A 17,266-nucleotide genomic window follows, 5' to 3' on the forward strand; every position below is an offset into this window, starting at 1 on the left:
GGACAACGCTGATTCATGCGAGGGATCGGAAGCGAGCGCAAAAATTGCGGTAAGAAAGAAAGTTTCTTAATTCCTTTCTAACCATGGGATTCAACCTCAAGTTAAGAAAGAAAATTTCTTAATTCCTCTTTCAACACAGGGTTCAACGGCCAGTTAAGAAAGAAAATTTCTTAATTCCTCTCTAAACACGGGTTCACCGGCCAGTTAAGAAAGAAAATTTCTTAATTCCTCTCTAAACACGGGTTCACCGGCCAGTTAAGAAAGAAAATTTCTTAATTCCTCTCTAAACACGGGTTCAACGGCCAGTTAAGAAAGAAAATTTCTTAATTCCTCTCTAAAGACGGGGTTCCGGTTCAACCGCCGGTAAAATAGATAAGTTCCTAATCTCCCGATCGACAAGATCACATGACGATGGTTGACCTGGAACACATCTTTCTCCACAAGCCTGCTCCACTCTTCCATCTCACCACTTCTTTCAGGACATTCGCTCGGATCCTGCCTTCATTCTTCCGGACAAACTTGTCCCAATGTCCATGTTTATCGAAAAAAATGCGTTGAGAATGTTGGATTCCATGCGTTCAATTTACCAGAAAAAACGAAAAGGATGAAACCTGAGCTTCACCCCGAAAAGTTACAAAATGCAATAGATATAAAAACCGTGCGGCTGTTCAGCCGCACGGCAGAAGATCAGATTCAGCCCGCCATGTCGTATCCTTGGTCCTCGATCGCTTCTTTGATGGCCTCGAGCGCGACTTTGGATTCGTCGTACTCCACCGTCACCAGTCCCGCGTTCAAATCGACTTTCCCGGACGCGCCGAGCTGCCCGACCGCGCCTTCCACCGCTTTCACGCAATGTCCGCAGGACATGCCTTCGACTTTCAGCGTTACCGTGCTCATCCCGATCTCTCCTTCGCTTTACTTGATCAGCTTGTTCATCGTGATCATAAGCTCCTTCACGACCTCGCGGTCGCCCTCCTGGATGCGTTCGATCACGCAGCTGTTCATATGGTGCTCGAGCAGCAGCTTTCCCACGCCGTTCAGCGCGGATTGGACGGCCGCGATCTGGTTCAGGACGTCGTCGCAATACGTGTCTTTCTCGATCAAGCCTTTCAATCCGCGAACCTGTCCTTCGATCCGGTTCAGGCGGCAAATGAGGTTGCTTTTCACTTTGTCGGAGTGGTGGCTTTTCCGCTCCGTCCCCTCGGAATGGCAGGTTTCCGCTTCCGGGATTGCCGTATGCTCGTGCTCCATGGTTCCGCCTCCTTGACGACTTGCTCTTATCGTATCATACCCCCGCAGGGTATATCAAGAGGTCGCCGCGCGCGGAGCGTGGATCTCGGGAATCGGAACTTTCGCCCCGTCGAAATCGGTACCGAAATAGAAGCTCGGATAGCAAGGCTGGTTGTACGCGACGTTGGAGCTGCTTCGGTACGTAAGTCTGTACCGTAGAATCTCCAGCCAGATATACGTGCGTCATGCCGGATTCTCTCATCATGAACCTCCCGTCGCTTACATGTAACCAAATACATCTTATTATAGATGTCCGACGATTCCGGCAGATGCAAAAAAACCGATCTTTTTGTTCAAAAACCAGAGATTCGTTCCGCGAACCGAAAATCGTGAAAATGCGGGGAGCGAGCGGAATCGGATTAGGCGTAAGGCTTGCTCATTCGTGGGGGCAGGCGGTAGGCGCAAATTTTGCGGTTTGAGCGAGGGCTCGTCTTCGGAAGCACTCTGTAGACGCAAATATTTGCGGTTAGTGCGAGGGTTCGTCTTCTGTCTGAAAAACCGGGCTGTAGGCGCAAAGTTCGTGGTTAGAGCGTCCGGCAAGGCGGTCCATCCTTTAGCCGGATATCGCTGTTCGAATGTTCCTTTACTCCTCGTTTGTCGCGGGAATCATCCTCCAGTTAAGAAAGAAAGTTTCTTAATTCCTCTCTAAACACGGGGTTCAACCTCCAATTAAGAAAGAAAGTTTCTTATTTCCTCTCTAAACACGAGCTTCAACCTCCAGTTAAGAAAGAAAGTTTCTTAATTCCTCTCTCAACCCGGGGTTCATCCGCCGGTTAAGAAAGAAAGTGTCTTAATTCCTCTCTCTACACGGGGTTCACCCGCCAGTTAAGAACGAAAGTTTCTTAATTCCTCTCTCTACACGGGGTTCACCCGCCAGTTAAGAACGAAAGTTTCTTAATTCCTCTCTCTACACGGGGTTCACCCGCCAGTTAAGAACGAAAGTTTCTTAATTCCTCTCTCTACACGGGGTTCACCCGCCAGTTAAGAAAGAAAGTTTCTTAATTCCTCTCTCAACACGGGGTTCACCCGCCAGTTAAGAAAGAAAGTTTCTTAATTCCTCTCTCAACACGGGGTTCATCCGCCGGTTAAGAAAGAAAGTTTCTTATTTTCTCTCTAGACACCGGGTTCAACCTCCTGTTAAGAAATAAAGTTTCTTAATTCCTCTCTCCCCACTATTCTCCTGCTTCAGCCACGAGTTAAAGATGAATGCGACTCAACTCCTCCTAACGTGAAGGTTCCGAGTACCACTCGCCGCCCTTTCCGGTAAATGCGCTCTCTGGGGATGGGCAAAATATACCGTTAAAAAGACCTCTCGAAGTCCTTCATCGATCGTCATGATCACATGACGTTGATTGACCTGGAACACATCCTCCTCCAGCAGTCTGCTCCAATCTTCCGTCTCGCACGGGAACGTGCAAACTTGCAGCGATACAGAAAAAGCCGCAGGTCGTGGCATCCTTCATGATCCAGCAGCTTAAACCCGTTCTTGAAATTCCACAATCACGGAACTTGGCGACTTCTTTTAGAACGTTCGCTCGAGTCTTGCCTTCTTTCTACCGAGCGAAATTGTCCCAGAGGCCATTCTCACCGAAAAAAATGCGCTTCAGAATGTTCGGTTACATATGTATTAATTCCGAAATGTTCAGAAAAACCTTCGACCGCAAGAGGGCCGAAGGTTTTCCGAAGGTTCTGGATAAAGGCGCTTGGATTACTGTACGAGCGGTCTGTCCCACTCGATCTGGTTCTCGGCCAGCCGGACCAATACGACCGCGAGCTGGGCCACCGTAACCGGGTCGTTCGGGCGGAACTCGCCGGATTGCGGGGTCAGCAGGCCGAGTTTCAGCGCCAGCGCCGCGGCACCCGGGTGGGCGACGGCATTGGCGTCCGTCAGCCTGGTGAAGTCCGGCAGATCCGCGAGCTTCGCGGACAGCTTCTCGTACCCCGTGACTTTGCTCAAAAAGACGGCCAATTGGTCCCGCGTCAACGGAGATTCCGGATTCAGCTTCGCTTGGGGATCGGAAACGAGCCATTTGCGCTCGAGCAGTTGATTCACCGCCGCGTATTCCGGAGAGCCCGGCTCGACGTCGGCGAACGGCTTGGGCGCGTCGCCCGCTACCGTACCGTACGATTCGTTCAAGCTCAGATACGGGTTCAGGGCCGAAGCGAGCATGCGGACCAAATCGCCCTTCGTAGCCTTGCGGTCCGGATGGACGAGGCCTTCATCGTCCGGCCGGATCACCCCGTGCTCCAGCATCGTCTTCAGCGCGTCTTCACCCCAGTGCCCTTCGATATCCTTGGGCGTTGCGGCGGGAACTTGGGCAGCCGGGGAGGAGTAGAGCTCGATCCACTGTCCGGTCACGGCATCCAGGGAGCGGTACAGCCCCTGCTTGGTCTCCGCATCCACCAACTGATACACCAGCTTGATCGCCGGATTCACGTATTTCCCCGGAGGCGTCACGTAATAGCCCCCATAACGCGTGAAGGCAAGCTCCAACTCCGCCTTCTTGAGGTAGAGGGCTTTGGCTTGATCTTCGGTCAAAGAGGCTTTCAGCGTGTCCATCTTGCGGAAAGACGCCTCGTCGGGAGTCGCGGGGCCGTAATAGTTGTACAATTTGCCCTTGCCGTCCAGCGTAACCGAGAGCACGTCGTTTTGGACCGGAATGCCGTTATGGAACAACTGATAGGATACCGACGTGTATTCCGATTGGTTCTCGCTGCCGACGTTCACGGCCGGCTTCGCGACCCGGCGGTACGAAGCGATGTTCGGCACGTTGGCGGAGACCCATTCGTCCGCGATCCGGTAGGCTTCGTCGACGGACAGCGGCTTGTTCGCGGACGGCTGCTCCTGCGGGTAGCCGGGGCCGTAGAAATCGACCCGGAAGCTTAAAATCTGCCCCGTGGCCGCGTCGACTTCGGCCCAACGGCCGTTAAAAGGCGAGTTTTTCTCATCCTGCCAACGAAGCGACCAGGTGTCATGGCCGCCGTTGCGCCCTTTCTGCAGGGAACGGCTGACCAGCGTGTATCCTTCCGGCAGATCGGCCGACGCCGCCACCTTGGCCGCGGCTTCTTCGGCGGTGACCGCTTTCGGCGCGAAAGGCTTGGCCGGTTCGGGCATCGCCGCGTATTCCGGCGGTTTCGCGGAGACCGGATTCACGACGCCGTCCAACCATTCCCCGGTTTGGGCGTCCATCTGGCCGATCGGCACGGCCGGCGCGTAAATCAAATGCCAGCTGTCCGGCGACGGGTTCCCGTAGGGGCCGGAGGAGGCGTAAGCCAATTGCAGCTTCAGGTCCGTTTCCAAACGTTTCTTGGCTTCCTCGGCCGTCACTTTGGGCTGGGAGGAAGGAAAGGCCAAGCTGTCGGCGTAGGACGAGAACGAAGTCACGACGCCTTCGCCGCTGACGGAGATCTGGAGACTTTGCCCGTTCACGAGTACGCCGTCGTGGTAAGACGTGAACATGAAATCGTAGGATACGGGACCGAACAAGGGCGTAACCGTGAACCCTTTGCCGTAAAACGCGGGGTCTTCCTGCAGCTTCTGTCCTTTCATGGACGGAGCGGCTTCCTCCAAAAACTTCTTGGCGATCTCCAGCGCTTGGCTTCGCGTGACTTTCGGAGGGTAGGCCGAGGCGCCTCGGGTCATTTCGTAAGGCAAGTATACGTTCCTCAAGTCGCCGGTCATGGCGTCCACGCGGACCGAAAAACCGGTGGAGGAGTTCCCGTTCCGGATGACGAAACTGATCTCCCACATCGGGCTTCCGCCGCTGCCCGGACCGTATGGCGAATCGTCGGTCAAGCGGGTGTCCTGAATCTCCGCTTGGGACAATACGGGAAACAGCTTGCGGACTTTGGCCGCCGCTTCCTCTTGCGTGACTTTCACGTCTTTCGCCGTCAGCGAATTTCCGGAAGCCGCTGACGCCTCCGCCGTGGAGGATGCGGCGGAAGCCGACGCATATCCCGTGCCGGTCGCGATTCCCTCTGCCGCCCCTGCCGCGGGAACGGCCGCTCCGAACAGCAGCACGGCCGCCATCGTCCCCATCACCTTCGCGCGATTGCTCGTCTGGGATCGCTTGCTTTTTGCAGACATCCATCTTCATCCTTTCCTGGAACGTTCCGATATGCCGCCGTCTCTAGATGCCGATACGCTAGACGGTAATACGCGCAAGGGGAGGGAAAGTTTTCCTGATTCCCGACTTTTAAGGAAATCTTTATATACGCTTATAGGGGCAGAAAAAAAGCCCGACTCGTCGCGAGACCGGGCGGCCGCATTGACTCCGTGCCGTATTTACGCTTGTTTCGTCAATCAGGCAGCGATCAACGTCGCGCCTCGATCAAGTCGTGGTTCAATTCGCGAATGAACGTCAGGATCTCGTGATTCACCCTCTCCGGCGCTTCCGTCGCCAGACTGTGGCTGTGATCCTGGAAAAACACGGCTTTCGCCCCGGGAACCGAGCGGGCCGCGAGCAGGGAAATCTCCGCCGAGATGATGTCGTCCTGCATGCCGCATAGGAGCAGCGTCGGCACCCTCACCCGGCTCAGGATTTCGGCGAGCTCTTCATTCGTCTCCGCTTCGGGAAACGGTTTCCGCTGATTCAGCCGAAGCTCTTCGGGCGTCATCGCGCCGAAGCTCCGGATCGCGTTTTCCAACGCGGCTTCCCTTCGCCTCAAGCGCACGGGATCGGTAGTCGGCACTTCATACAAGAGCGGTTGTTTCCGAAGGGATTCGGCCAACTTTTGCGGATCTTTCGCTCCTTCCACGGTCCGGAGCCGGGCGCGGGAGCTGTCGCCTCCCCTGCGGTCGTGGGGAGCGCCGACGATGGAAACGAACCCTTTGAGCGCTTCCGGATGCTCCAGAGCCAGCCTCCATCCTACCCCCGCGCCATGGGATACGCCGGCGTAGAGAAAAGTCCCCAAGCCGAGCTTCCGGGAGAACGCGTATACGTCTTCCGCCCAAATGTCAAGCAATCGGGCGCCAAGGTCTTCGAAAACATGGGTCGATTTCCCATATCCGCGGAGGGTGATCTGATAGACCCGGATCCCCGGATTGTGCCGGGCGAGCACTTCCAAGTAAGAATCCTTGCCGAAACCGGACATGGCGGATACGATGACTTCGTTTCCGCTCCCGAATTCCTCATAATACAACTCCGCGCCGTTCGCTTCGAGTATCGGCATCGTGGTCCTCCCTCATCCGTTATCCGTCATTCCTTGCGCCGGACTCGCGCGTGCCGGCGGAAGCGCCGAACAAATCGTACAACCGGAAAGCCAGCATCAAATGGAACCGCTGGTCCGCGTCGTCGATATCCAGTTCGACGATCTGCCTGATTTTTTCCAGCCTGTACTTCATGGAACTGCGGTGAATGAACAGCAAATTGGCGGTTTCCTTGATGTTGCCGTTCGTCTGCAAATACACGCGAAGCGTATCCAGCAAATCCTGGTTTTTACCGTTGCCATGCTTCAGCAAGGAGCCCAAATAAGTGTCGATGAACAGATGCACGGCCACCGGGTCTCCAACCTGGTAAAGCACCGAGTAGGACCCCAGCTGGTTAAACGTCATGTAGCCTTGTTGGGGAAACCGGTTGCAGAGCAGCGTCAGCGTTTTCTGCGCCTGCTTGTATCCGAAATGGTAATCTTTGAGCTTTTTCGTTTCCTGGCTGATCCCGATATGGAGGAATACATGGTCCGTTTCGGTTCGGATCAGACGCTCGATGCGCTCGTAAAACGACTTCCAAAAGTCGTTGTCCCTCAGCACTCTTTCTTTGGGAACGATCGCGATGTAATGGCCGTCGCTCCGCGTCAGAAAGAGGCTCGGTTCTTTGCGCGCGCATTGATCGCGGATCAGCTCCCAAATCCGGTTTTTCTTGGCCTCGTCCTCCAGAATGTTGGAAGACCGGTGCTCGGCTTGGGTTTTGTCGAATTCAAAGGAAAAGATCGCGATGCAATGGGGCTGCGTGATGTCCCAGTTCAGCAGATGGGCGTACTCCAAAATTTTCGCTTCGTCCGCGATCCGTTCCACGAACAGCTGATTGAAAAAACCGTCCTTCACCTGTTCGTGAACGTCCAGCACGAGCTTCTGCTTCACGAATTGCGTGGCGTACACGCTGAGGGCATGGTTCACCGTCATGCGCAGCACGAGGTCCAGCCGTTCGTTCGGGATGACCAAACCGAGATAGCCGACGGAATCCCCGCCGGCCACTACCCTCCATAAGCCGAGCTGGAAGCTGCCCGGTTCCGTCAGCCAATATTCGGACTGCACGAATTTCATCAGCGATTTTTTGTCCCGTTCCACCGCTTCCAGGATGGCCTCTTGAATCGGCTCATCCTTAGCCAGCATGTGGCGGGCGGACAGGTGCATAAACCGGTCGAACAAGAGCACGGAGCTGTTCATCATCTTGGCCAGCAGATCCGTGATTCCGCCAAAGCCTTGGTCGACCAGCGTCTGCTTGACCAAGTCCTGCTGGTGGTTCATGAACGCTTCCATTCGGGCATTGCTTTCTTTTTCGTTCGTATACAGCTTCGCGTTCTCGATCAGCGTCGAGACATGGGACGCCAGAAACTGCAGCTGTTCGAGATCCTCCGACGAAAATTCCGCGTTGTCCGCATGAATCACGTGAAGGAGGCCGATCATTTTCGAAAGGTAAACCAACGGGATGGAGATTTCCGGTCCCCCCGACCTTTCCAGGTAAGGGAAGTGCGCTTGCAATCCGGACTCTCCGTTCAACCGGATGACCGATTGCGGCTGGCAGGGACCGTACACCGGAGGTTGGATCAGCAGCCGTTGGGAAGGCTCGTCGTACAAATAGACGACGGCCGCATACGCGCCCGTTCCTTTCCCCGCGCGCTCGACGATTTTTTCGACGATCCGCTCGATCGGATACCCGAACAGATAGGCATTCTCCCGCAGCCACTCCAGGCCTTGCACCTTCTGATGCTCCGCCTCTTTCTGCAGCGCCACGTCGAATGCCGTCGCGATGTCTTTGCCGAACTCCTCGAACATTTTGCTTCCGTCCAGCACGAGCGGAACGAAAGACCGGAAGCCGATCACGCACAAACCCAAGCGGTTGCCGTCTTCGCGGCGGATCGGAATCGTGAACCAGGTCTGAAACCGTTCTTCCTGGATACGGGTTAGCAAGGCGCAGCCGTCCTTGCCCCGGATCACGTCGAACGAGCAGAGCGGCTCGTCGAATAGCTGCGGCAAGCAATCCCCCATATCCAAGGGAAAAGACGCATCCAGGCAGCTCGACTCGCCTCTTGTTACCCGGATGGACAGCTTTCGGTTCTCCAAAGTCGCGATCGACACGTAATCGCATTGAAATTGCTGAAAAAACGAGTCGATCATATAGTGCAGCGTTTCGTCGAACGTTTGGAATTGCACCATTCTTCTCGCGGTCCTGCGAAGATGCGAGTCCACCCTGTCTTTCATCCGCCGTTGCTTGACCGTATCCATTCCGCAGCCTCCCCGAAGATGCCAGAATCGAATGGTTGCGCGATGCACGACTTTCTTTACAGCCTATTCGATCGTCGAACCGTCCTTTTACAGCCTTTCCCATATGGCCGCGATCCCTTGACCGCCGCCGATGCACAAGGAGGATACGCCGTATTTTTTTCCTCTGCGCCCTAACTCGTTGATCAGGGTCAAAGAAACTCTCGTTCCCGACGCGCCAAGGGGATGGCCGAGCGCGACGGCCCCGCCGTTCACGTTGCCGATGGCCGGGTCGAAGCCGAGTTCCTTTTGGCACGCCAGATACTGGGCGGAGAAAGCCTCGTTGATTTCGACCAGATCCAGGTCGCCCAGCTGCATCCCGGCTTGCTGCAGCGCATTCCGGACGGCCGGCACGGGACCGATGCCCATGATCTTGGGATCCACGCCGGCGACGGCCCAGGAAACCAGCCGGGCAATCGGCTTCAGGCCCCGTTTCTCTGCGTAATCGGAGGAAGCCACGATGACCGAGGCCCCGCCGTCATTGATTCCGCTGGCATTGCCCGCGGTCACGACCCCGTCTTGCTTGAACTTCGGCTCCAGCTTGGCCAGCTTCTCCGGAGTCGTTCTGCGGGGGTGCTCATCTTGGTCGATCACCCGGTTCTCCCGTTGCACCCGGACTTCCACCGGCACGATCTCCGTCCGGAAATAACCCTTCTCCATGGCGTTCAAAGCCTTCTCATGGCTGTTCAGCGCGTGAAGGTCGATCTCTTCGCGGGTCAACCCGTATTGGGCGGCCAGATTCTCCGCCGTGTCCGCCATGAAGCATTGGCCGTAAGTGTCGTACAACGCTTCATATAAATAATCCTTCATCGGCGCCTCGAACAGCGGAATGCCCCACCGGGCCCCGCGGATGACGTGGGGGATCTGGCTCATGCTTTCCGCCCCGCCCGCAAGCACGACTTCCGCCTCGCCGGCCCGTATCATTCTCGCCGCTTGCGTGATCGCTTCGAGCCCGGATCCGCACAAACGGTTGACCGTCAGCGCGGGCACCTCCTCCGGGACGCCGGCTTTCAATCCGACGTGGCGGGCCATCAACACGGCGTCCGGACTCGACTGGATCACGTTGCCGTAGATGACGTGGTCGATTTCTTCTTTCTCGACGCCCGATCTTCTGATCGCTTCCTTGGCGGTGACGGCGCCCAGTTCGATGGCCGACAGGTCCCGGAAAGAACCGCCGAATTTGGTGAACGCCGTGCGGGCTCCGTCCAGGATGACGATTTCCTTGCTGCTCATGCATGATCCGCCTTTCTTATCCGATTTCTTCCCCGACCGGATTCGCCAAGGCGCCGATCCGTTCGATCGTGATCGCCACCGTGTCGCCCGGCCGGATCGGCCCGACGCCGTCCGGCGTTCCCGTCGCGATGATGTCGCCCGGCTCCAGCGTCATGACATGCGAGAAAATTTCCACCAGTTCGGCTATGGAGCAGATCATGTACTTGGTATTGACCTGCTGCTTGACCTGTCCGTTCACGGTCAGGGACATATTCAGGTTTTGCGGATCCCCGATCTCGTCCCCCGTCACGATCCAGGGACCGACGGGCGTAAACGTATCGAACGATTTCCTCAAGCATCTTTCCTCTTCATGCTCGCCGTCCGGCCTAAGCGATACGTCATTGAGTCCCGTATAGCCGAAAATATAACGGTAGGCGTCCTCCGCCTTGACGTTTTTGGCTCTTCGGCCGATGACGAAAGCCAGCTCCAGCTCGTGGTCGATCCGCCTGCCGGCTTTGACGCCCGGAAGCACGATCCGATCGCCGTGCCCGATCATCGACGAGTTCGCTTTCAGGAAAAAGCCGAGCCCTCTCGCCGTATGCAACACGTTCATTTCCTGCTTGTGGGAGAGATAGTTCACGGGCGCGGCGACGATTTTATTCGGACGGGATACGGGTTGGCGCAAGCGCACTTCCGCGATCGGGTATGAAGGCGCGTCGGCCAGCAGCCGTTCCGCGATCGGCTTGAACGTTTCGTAATGCTTGATGAATTCCACCATCGGACAATCCCGAGGAGGGCGTTCTTCGAATAGCGACGCGCCGATATCGTAAATCCTGTCGTCCCGAACCACCCCGAGCTGCCACTCGTTAAACAGCGCCACCTTCATGTTGTTCCTCCTGTTCGAAAGGCTCAAACCGTTTCCGGGGTAAAGACGCTCTCCACGAGCTGTTGTCCGCCGTTCTCGGTCATGGCTTCTTCTTGTTCCAAGCCGAGCAATTCCATGACCGGGCGATCGTTCAGGGCGAACAGATAAGCGTCCTGATTTCCGGTGTTATGGTGTTCGTGGAAGCTCCAGGGCGGGATGATGAAGAAATCGCCGGTCTCCCATTCGAATTTCCGGCCGTTGATGACCGTATAGCCGGTTCCTTCCAACACGTGGTACACGGCGCTGTGCACGTGCCGATGCGCTTGCGTACGGTAGCCCGCCGCCAGTTTTTGCATGGTGGTGCCCAACCTGGCGTCCGCCGAGCCGCCGGAAGTCGGATTGATATAATCGACGGCGAATCCGTCGAACGGATCGGGCTCGAACCGGCTAAGCCCCTCCAGCGCCTGCCGGATATGATGCCATTTGTAATTGATCAACGGGGACGGGTAGCCGTGTTTTCTCCGTTCCGAGATGGCGCGGACGCCGCTGGCATACCGGGCGGTCGATTGATCCGGCGGACCGGAGAGGGGATACTTGTCGTCGTGGTACGGCTCGAAGAACGAGCCGGTCAGCGTCTTGACCAAGCCGACGTCCAGACCGTCCATCCAGAACACCGGCTCGCTGCCTTCATGTCCGTGGTCGTGCCATGTCCATGGAGGAGTCAGGATCAGGTCTCCCCGCTCCATGTACGTTTTCTCGCCGTTCACCGTCGTGTACGCGCCGCCCGATCCTTCGATGATGAAGCGGATCGCCGCCTGGGAATGGCGGTGCGATGGGGCGACTTCCCCCGGCAGCAGCAATTGGATTCCGGTATACAGCGTGTCCGTCGCATAGCCGATCTTGCCGGATTTGAGCAGCGACGGGTTTTGCAAATAGATGACCCTGCGCTCGCTCTCCCGGCCAAGGCCGAGCAGTTCGCCGGACTCCAGCAGGTAGTCGCGGATCGTCTTCCATTTCCAGAGATAAGGCTTCACCTGATGCTCCGGCTGTCTGGTGATCATCGCGCCGAGGTTGTCCCACAGCGGACCGAGGTGATCCTCGCCGAGCCGGACGGCAAACGCGTCCAGCGCCTTTCTTTTGCCTTCGGGGTTCATGGTCGTCTCCTCCTTCATTCGTCTTATGCAGAAGACGGAATGGGGTTAAGGGGTTTGGCAACGTTTTCACCGCTTGGGTTGCCGTCCGAACGCAGGATACGGCAGCGGAAAACTACGTTCATTATAAAACCCCGTACCGGAGGGTTAAATGTACACCGTGTACGAAAAACACCCCGCGCTTTCGTCCACGGCGGCATGCGGCCGGCGACCGCGTCTTATCCCGTCACGGCGCCAGAGTTCGCGACCGAACTGAGATCGTGCGGCACTCTCCGGGCCACGCCCGTCTCGATCGCCGCCTGGATCACTTTCCTCCTGACCGCTTCCACCACCCTCGTGTTGAACACGCTGGGGACGATGTACTGCTCGCTCCGTTCATGGTCTTCGACGATGGATGCGATCGCGTGAGCGGCTGCCAGCTTCATTTCCTCGTTGATGCACGTCGCCTGGCAATCGAGCGCCCCGCGGAACATGCCGGGGAAGCAGAGGACGTTATTCAGCTGATTCGGATAATCCGACCGGCCGGTCGCCATGACCCGTACGAACGGCTCGGCGATTTCGGGGGCGATCTCCGGCGTCGGGTTGGCCATGGCGAACACGATCGGATCGCGGTTCATTTTCCGCAGATCTTCCAGCGTAATGACGCCCGGTCCCGACAACCCGATAAAGACGTCGGCCCCCTCCATGGCGTCGGACAAAGTCCCGCTCACGTTGTCGGGGTTGGTGTGTTCCGCGTACCAGCGGAACATCGGATTGTCGTAGTTCGGCCCGCGGCGGATGATGCCGACCGACCGGGTGGCGCCCACGATATGCTTCACCCCGGCGCGGAGCAAAATCCGGGTGCAGGCGATTCCGGCCGCTCCGACGCCGCTGAAGGCGACTTTGATCTCCTCCATGCGTTTTCCGACGATTTTCAGCGCGTTGATCAGACCGGCCAACATGACGACGGCCGTTCCGTGCTGATCGTCGTGGAAGACGGGAATGTCCAGTTCCCGTTTCAGGCGTTCCTCGATCTCGAAGCAACGGGGGGAAGAGATGTCCTCCAGATGGATGCCTCCGAAGACGGGAGCGATCGATTTGACGATCCGGACGATTTCCTCCGGGTCCTTCGTGTCCAGACAAATCGGGAACGAGTCGACGCCGGCCATTTCCTTGAACAGCATCGCCTTGCCTTCCATCACCGGCATCGCCGCGATCGGGCCGATGTCGCCGAGCCCGAGCACGGCGGTTCCGTCGGTCACCACGGCGACCGTATTCCGTTTGATCGTCAGCGCGTATGCCTTGGACGGTTCCTCGTGAAGCGCCATGCACACTTTGGCTACGCCGGGCGTGTATACATGGGACAGGTCGTCGCGGTTTTTGATCGGCACCTTGGAATGGATCTCCAATTTTCCGCCGAGGTGCATGAGGAACGTCCGATCGGAAACGTTGACGACGGCGATTCCCTGCTCCGCCTGCAGCCGTTTCATCAGACGTTGTTCGGATTCGCCGTCCGACACTTGCACGGTAACGTCCCGAATCGTTGCGGCCGGGCTTCGGCTGACGATGTCGACCGCGGTAATTTCCCCGCCCGCCTCGTGGACGGCGTTCGCGATCGCGACGAAAGGCACGTCCAGTTGAATCTCCATGCGGATAATCACCGTGTTGGACCGAATCGGGGAATGGCTCTTGGTCATCTCGAAACCTCCGTAAAGGGTTACTCAACTGGAAGCTCGCAAACGCTTCAACCTCCAGTCGTCTGATTCCCATTGTAGCCCTTGCAACCATCGGCATGAACGTTCATCGTGGACGAAACGCGGGGGCGCATTTCCGCAAACGCAAGCATACGTTACGAATCGGCGCCGTGCGGCTCGCCGCCTTGCAAATCGTGAAGCTTGTAGGCGAGCAGCAGATTAAAGCGCTGTTCGGCGTCGTCGATGTCCACGTTCAGCACTTCCCTGATTTTTTCCAACCGGTATTTCAAGGAGCTGCGGTGGATGAACAACAGGCCGGCCGCATCCTTGATGTTGCCGTTGGTCATGAGGTACACGCGGAGCGTATCGAACAGGTCCCGGTTTTTCCCGTACGTGAGCAGCGGTTCCAAATACGTCTTGATGAACAGCGTGCCGGCCAGAGGATCGTCCATATGGTACAGAACGGTATAAGAGCCCAGTTGGTGGAAGCTCATGTACGGCTTCCGGGGGAAGCGGTTGATCAGGATGCTGAGCGTTTTTTGCGCCTGTTTGTAGCCGAGGTAATATTCCTCGATCTCCTTCGCTTCCTGGCTGATGCCGAGGTAGAAGGAGACGTGCTTCCACTCCCCGTCCAATATTTTCCGGATCCGCACATGGAAGCGGTCCCAAAAATCGCCCGACGTTTTCTCTTTCGGCACGATGACCAAGTAGTAGGCGTCTTTGCGCGTCAGGATCAGCCCGGGTTCCTTCCGGGACACTTCGTCGCGAACGCGGTCCCAAATGCGGTTTTTCTCCGTTTCCCATTCGAGGACGTTCGGATTGCGGTCTTCGGCGGGATCGATCCGGAACGTGAACAATCCGATACAGTGCGGTTTCGAGAGATCCCAATTCAGCAGGTTGGCGTATTCCATGACTTTCGGCTTGTTTTGGGCGTCTTGGGTGAACAGTTGGTTGAAAAAGCCGTCCTTGACTTGCTCCCGTACGTCCAGCACCAACTTCTGCTTGATGAATTGCACCGCATAGACGTTCAAGGCGTGGTTGAGCGTCATCCGGAGGACGATGTCGAGATGTTTCCTGGGCATCGCGAGACCGAGATACCCGAGCAATTCCCCGCCGCCCATCACCTTCCATAACCCCAGTTCGCCGTTATCGTCCAAGTCCAGCCAATGTTCCAGCCGGCGGCTGCCGGACACCTCCCGGCCATGCTGACGGACAGCCGCGATCACCCGATCATGGCAGGGCGATTCGTCTTCGCGCGAAAACACGGACGTCACGTGGAAGAAGCGGTCGAACAGAAACACCGGGCAGCCCATCATGTTGGACAACGACTTGGAGATGTTGGAAAATCCGTCTTCCTCCACGGTATGCTTGACCAGGTCGTACTGGTAGTTCATATACGTTTCCAGCCGCGTCTGGCGTTCCCGTTCGCTTAGGTATAACCTGGCGTTTTCGATGACGGCCGACACGTGGGAGGACAGGAACGTCAGCAATTCCAGATCCTCGCGGGTGAAAGCGCCGGGTTCCTTGTCCGTGACGTGGAGAACCCCGATCAATTTCAAATTGACCGTCAGGGGGATCGTGATCTCCGGTCCGCCCGGCTTTTCCAGATGGGAGAAGAACGACTTCAGATCGTAACGCTCATGCAGATCGATCTTCCGAGGGGCTTGGGAAGCCCCGTATACCGGCCTTTGAAGCAGCAGCTCATTGCTTGTCTCGTCATACAAGTAGATGGAAGCCGATCGTGCGCCCGTGCCTTTGCCGGCCCGTTCCACGATATTTTCCACGATTTGTTCGAGCGAATACAGATTCTCTTTCAGCCAGTCCAGGCCTTTGATTTTCTTGAACTCGTTTTCCCGATGGCGGGCGAGCGCGAAGGCGGTCGCGATATCCCTGCCGTACTCGAGAAACAGCTTATCCGCCTCGAGCACGAGCGGCACGAACGAGCGGAAGGCGATCACGCACAGCCCGAGGCAGCTTCCGGTTTCATGCAGGATGGGGATCGTAAACCAGGATTGAAAATTTTCGTTGTCGAGAGAAGTGAGGAATACGCACGTCTCCTTGCCTTTGATCGAGTCGAACGAACAGTAGGATCTCTGAAAAAGCTCGGCGCAGCATCGTTCGACGGGCAGCGGAAAATTCGGTTCGAGACCCGCTGCGTCGCCTTTTTTGGCCTTCACGGCCAACGTACCGTTGTCGATCGTCAAGATCGCCATGAAGTCGCAGGCGAACTGTTGATGGAACGAGTCGATCAAATAGTGAAGCGTTTCATCCAGCGTATCGAACTGCACCAAACGTCGGGCCGTTTTGCGTAGATGTACGTCGATCTTGTTCATGATTTGCTGCTGTTTGGCATCGATCATTCGGCATCTCCCTCCCCAAGGGGTTGAATCCATCTTACTTGAATCTCCGGCATAAAGGAATCGCCCTCTTGCCGAGGCGCGGCAAAAAGGCGATGGATCAGTCGGATGGATCAGGGCAAGATCGGGGAAAACCGACCGGTCACTTCTTGACGCCCGCGGTTGCGTTCGTACGTTTCCCCGCGGACGAGATCCAAACGTTCCATGAGCGGCAAATCGCTGGCGGAGAACAGCAGCGCGTCCTCCGTGCCGGTGTTGGCGTGTTCGTGCAAAGCCCAAGGCGGGACGACGAAAATGTCCCCTTGCGACCAATCGAACCGGGTTCCGTCGATGACGGTAGTTCCGGAGCCCCTGAACACGTGGTAAATGACGGAATGCGTATGCCGGTGGGCCAAGCCTTCGAATCCCCGCGGCAGCTTCTGCATCCAGGACGCGATATTGGGCGTCGCGTTTTTGCCGTTCGAAGGATTGAAGTATTCGACCGCGACGCCGTCGTAAGGATCCGGCTCGAACCGGCTTAAGCCCTCGAGGGCTTCCGCCGTCGGCTTCCATTTGTACAAGCCGAGCGGCGCCTTCTTCTCCGTCCGGTCGGAAATCGGCCGAACCATGCCGCCCCTGTAGCGCCACGCCGAATAATCGTCCGGGCGTTCGGGCTGCTGGATGTGATCCGGGTACGATTCGAAGAACGTGCCGTTGATCCCGTACATGAAAGGAATGTCCAGGCAATCCAGCCAGAACATCGGTTCCGTGCCCGGATGGGAATGGCCGTGCCACAATCCGCCCGGCGTGGTCAGAAAATCCCCTTCTTCCATGTACAGGCGTTCCCCGTCGACGATCGAATAGGCGCCTTTGCCTTTCGAGATAAACCGCAGCGCGCTTTGGGTATGCCGGTGGGACGGCGCCGTCTCGCCCGGCAGGATCAATTGGATGGCGGCGTACAACGTCTGCGTGGCCGATGCCCAGCCCCACGGTTTTTTATAGGCGAGGCCCGGATTTTGAATATAGATCGCCCTTCGTTCCCCGCCGCGGTCCGGCGTGAAGATGGTCGACGCTTCCATCAATTTCGCGTGCAGCAGCTCCCACTTCCATAAATAAGGAACCGCTTCGGGTTTCGGCTGGTGATTCATCAATTGGGGAATGGCATGCCAGAGCGGCCCCAGGTTCACCTTTTCCAGTTCGCTGGAAAACTGCTTGACTTGCTCGCTTTGCAGAAAAGCGTTGGCTTCCATTGCGCTGCC

At 56.9% G+C, this 17,266-nt stretch carries 11 protein-coding genes and 2 pseudogenes; all 13 read right to left on the bottom strand.

The genetic code is table 11. The features are described 5' to 3' along the window. Window positions 1-354 precede the first annotated feature (354 nt). Window positions 355-574 (bottom strand): annotated as a pseudogene (locus PTZ19_RS25355) (IS91 family transposase); the annotation flags it as partial. Window positions 575-693: 119 nt separating this feature from the next. Next, window positions 694-897, bottom strand: a complete 204-nt coding sequence (gene copZ / locus PTZ19_RS02410) for a copper chaperone CopZ (RefSeq protein WP_276352159.1) — start codon at window positions 895-897, stop codon at window positions 694-696. A gap of 18 nt (window positions 898-915) precedes the next feature. Beyond that, entirely contained in the window at window positions 916-1,251 is a 336-nt protein-coding gene (locus PTZ19_RS02415; RefSeq protein WP_276352160.1) for a metal-sensitive transcriptional regulator, read from the bottom strand. A 1,339-nt stretch (window positions 1,252-2,590) separates the two neighbouring features. Next, window positions 2,591-2,897, bottom strand: a pseudogene (locus PTZ19_RS25360) (transposase zinc-binding domain-containing protein); the annotation flags it as partial. 101 nt (window positions 2,898-2,998) lie between these two features. After that, window positions 2,999-5,377, bottom strand: a complete 2,379-nt coding sequence (locus PTZ19_RS02420) for a YcdB/YcdC domain-containing protein (protein WP_276352161.1) — start codon at window positions 5,375-5,377, stop codon at window positions 2,999-3,001. A gap of 227 nt (window positions 5,378-5,604) precedes the next feature. After that, window positions 5,605-6,462: an alpha/beta fold hydrolase gene (locus tag PTZ19_RS02425; protein WP_276352162.1), complete on the bottom strand. Its 858-nt coding sequence runs from the start codon at window positions 6,460-6,462 to the stop codon at window positions 5,605-5,607. Between the two features lie 19 nt (window positions 6,463-6,481). Continuing rightward, on the bottom strand, window positions 6,482-8,734 hold the full coding sequence (locus PTZ19_RS02430) for a helix-turn-helix domain-containing protein (protein ID WP_276352163.1): 2,253 nt from the start codon (window positions 8,732-8,734) through the stop codon (window positions 6,482-6,484). A gap of 87 nt (window positions 8,735-8,821) precedes the next feature. Further along, entirely contained in the window at window positions 8,822-10,003 is a 1,182-nt protein-coding gene (locus tag PTZ19_RS02435; RefSeq protein ID WP_276352164.1) for an acetyl-CoA C-acetyltransferase, read from the bottom strand. A 16-nt stretch (window positions 10,004-10,019) separates the two neighbouring features. Next, a complete protein-coding gene (locus tag PTZ19_RS02440) occupies window positions 10,020-10,868 on the bottom strand; it encodes a fumarylacetoacetate hydrolase family protein (RefSeq protein ID WP_276352165.1) in 849 nt (282 codons plus the stop codon). Window positions 10,869-10,891: 23 nt separating this feature from the next. Next, on the bottom strand, window positions 10,892-12,001 hold the full coding sequence (locus tag PTZ19_RS02445) for a cupin domain-containing protein (protein ID WP_276352166.1): 1,110 nt from the start codon (window positions 11,999-12,001) through the stop codon (window positions 10,892-10,894). 215 nt (window positions 12,002-12,216) lie between these two features. Continuing rightward, a complete protein-coding gene (locus tag PTZ19_RS02450) occupies window positions 12,217-13,674 on the bottom strand; it encodes an NAD-dependent malic enzyme (protein ID WP_276352167.1) in 1,458 nt (485 codons plus the stop codon). A 152-nt stretch (window positions 13,675-13,826) separates the two neighbouring features. Then, a complete protein-coding gene (locus PTZ19_RS02455; RefSeq protein ID WP_276352168.1) occupies window positions 13,827-16,031 on the bottom strand; it encodes a helix-turn-helix domain-containing protein in 2,205 nt (734 codons plus the stop codon). Window positions 16,032-16,141: 110 nt separating this feature from the next. After that, on the bottom strand, window positions 16,142-17,257 hold the full coding sequence (locus PTZ19_RS02460; protein ID WP_276352169.1) for a cupin domain-containing protein: 1,116 nt from the start codon (window positions 17,255-17,257) through the stop codon (window positions 16,142-16,144). Between the last annotated feature and the right edge of the window lie 9 nt (window positions 17,258-17,266).

The sequence above is a fragment of the Cohnella caldifontis genome, assembly GCF_029360585.1.
Taxonomy (GTDB): domain Bacteria; phylum Bacillota; class Bacilli; order Paenibacillales; family Paenibacillaceae; genus Cohnella; species Cohnella caldifontis.

Coding starts and splice junctions, on each gene's coding strand:
- PTZ19_RS02450 (WP_276352167.1), bottom strand. CDS start 13,674: ATGACCAAGAGCCATTCCCCGATTCGGTCCAACACGGTGATTATCCGC.
- PTZ19_RS02460 (WP_276352169.1), bottom strand. CDS start 17,257: ATGGAAGCCAACGCTTTTCTGCAAAGCGAGCAAGTCAAGCAGTTTTCC.
- PTZ19_RS02440 (WP_276352165.1), bottom strand. CDS start 10,868: ATGAAGGTGGCGCTGTTTAACGAGTGGCAGCTCGGGGTGGTTCGGGAC.
- PTZ19_RS02435 (WP_276352164.1), bottom strand. CDS start 10,003: ATGAGCAGCAAGGAAATCGTCATCCTGGACGGAGCCCGCACGGCGTTC.
- PTZ19_RS02425 (WP_276352162.1), bottom strand. CDS start 6,462: ATGCCGATACTCGAAGCGAACGGCGCGGAGTTGTATTATGAGGAATTC.
- PTZ19_RS02455 (WP_276352168.1), bottom strand. CDS start 16,031: ATGATCGATGCCAAACAGCAGCAAATCATGAACAAGATCGACGTACAT.
- PTZ19_RS02445 (WP_276352166.1), bottom strand. CDS start 12,001: ATGAACCCCGAAGGCAAAAGAAAGGCGCTGGACGCGTTTGCCGTCCGG.
- PTZ19_RS02430 (WP_276352163.1), bottom strand. CDS start 8,734: ATGGATACGGTCAAGCAACGGCGGATGAAAGACAGGGTGGACTCGCAT.
- PTZ19_RS02415 (WP_276352160.1), bottom strand. CDS start 1,251: ATGGAGCACGAGCATACGGCAATCCCGGAAGCGGAAACCTGCCATTCC.
- PTZ19_RS02420 (WP_276352161.1), bottom strand. CDS start 5,377: ATGTCTGCAAAAAGCAAGCGATCCCAGACGAGCAATCGCGCGAAGGTG.
- copZ (WP_276352159.1), bottom strand. CDS start 897: ATGAGCACGGTAACGCTGAAAGTCGAAGGCATGTCCTGCGGACATTGC.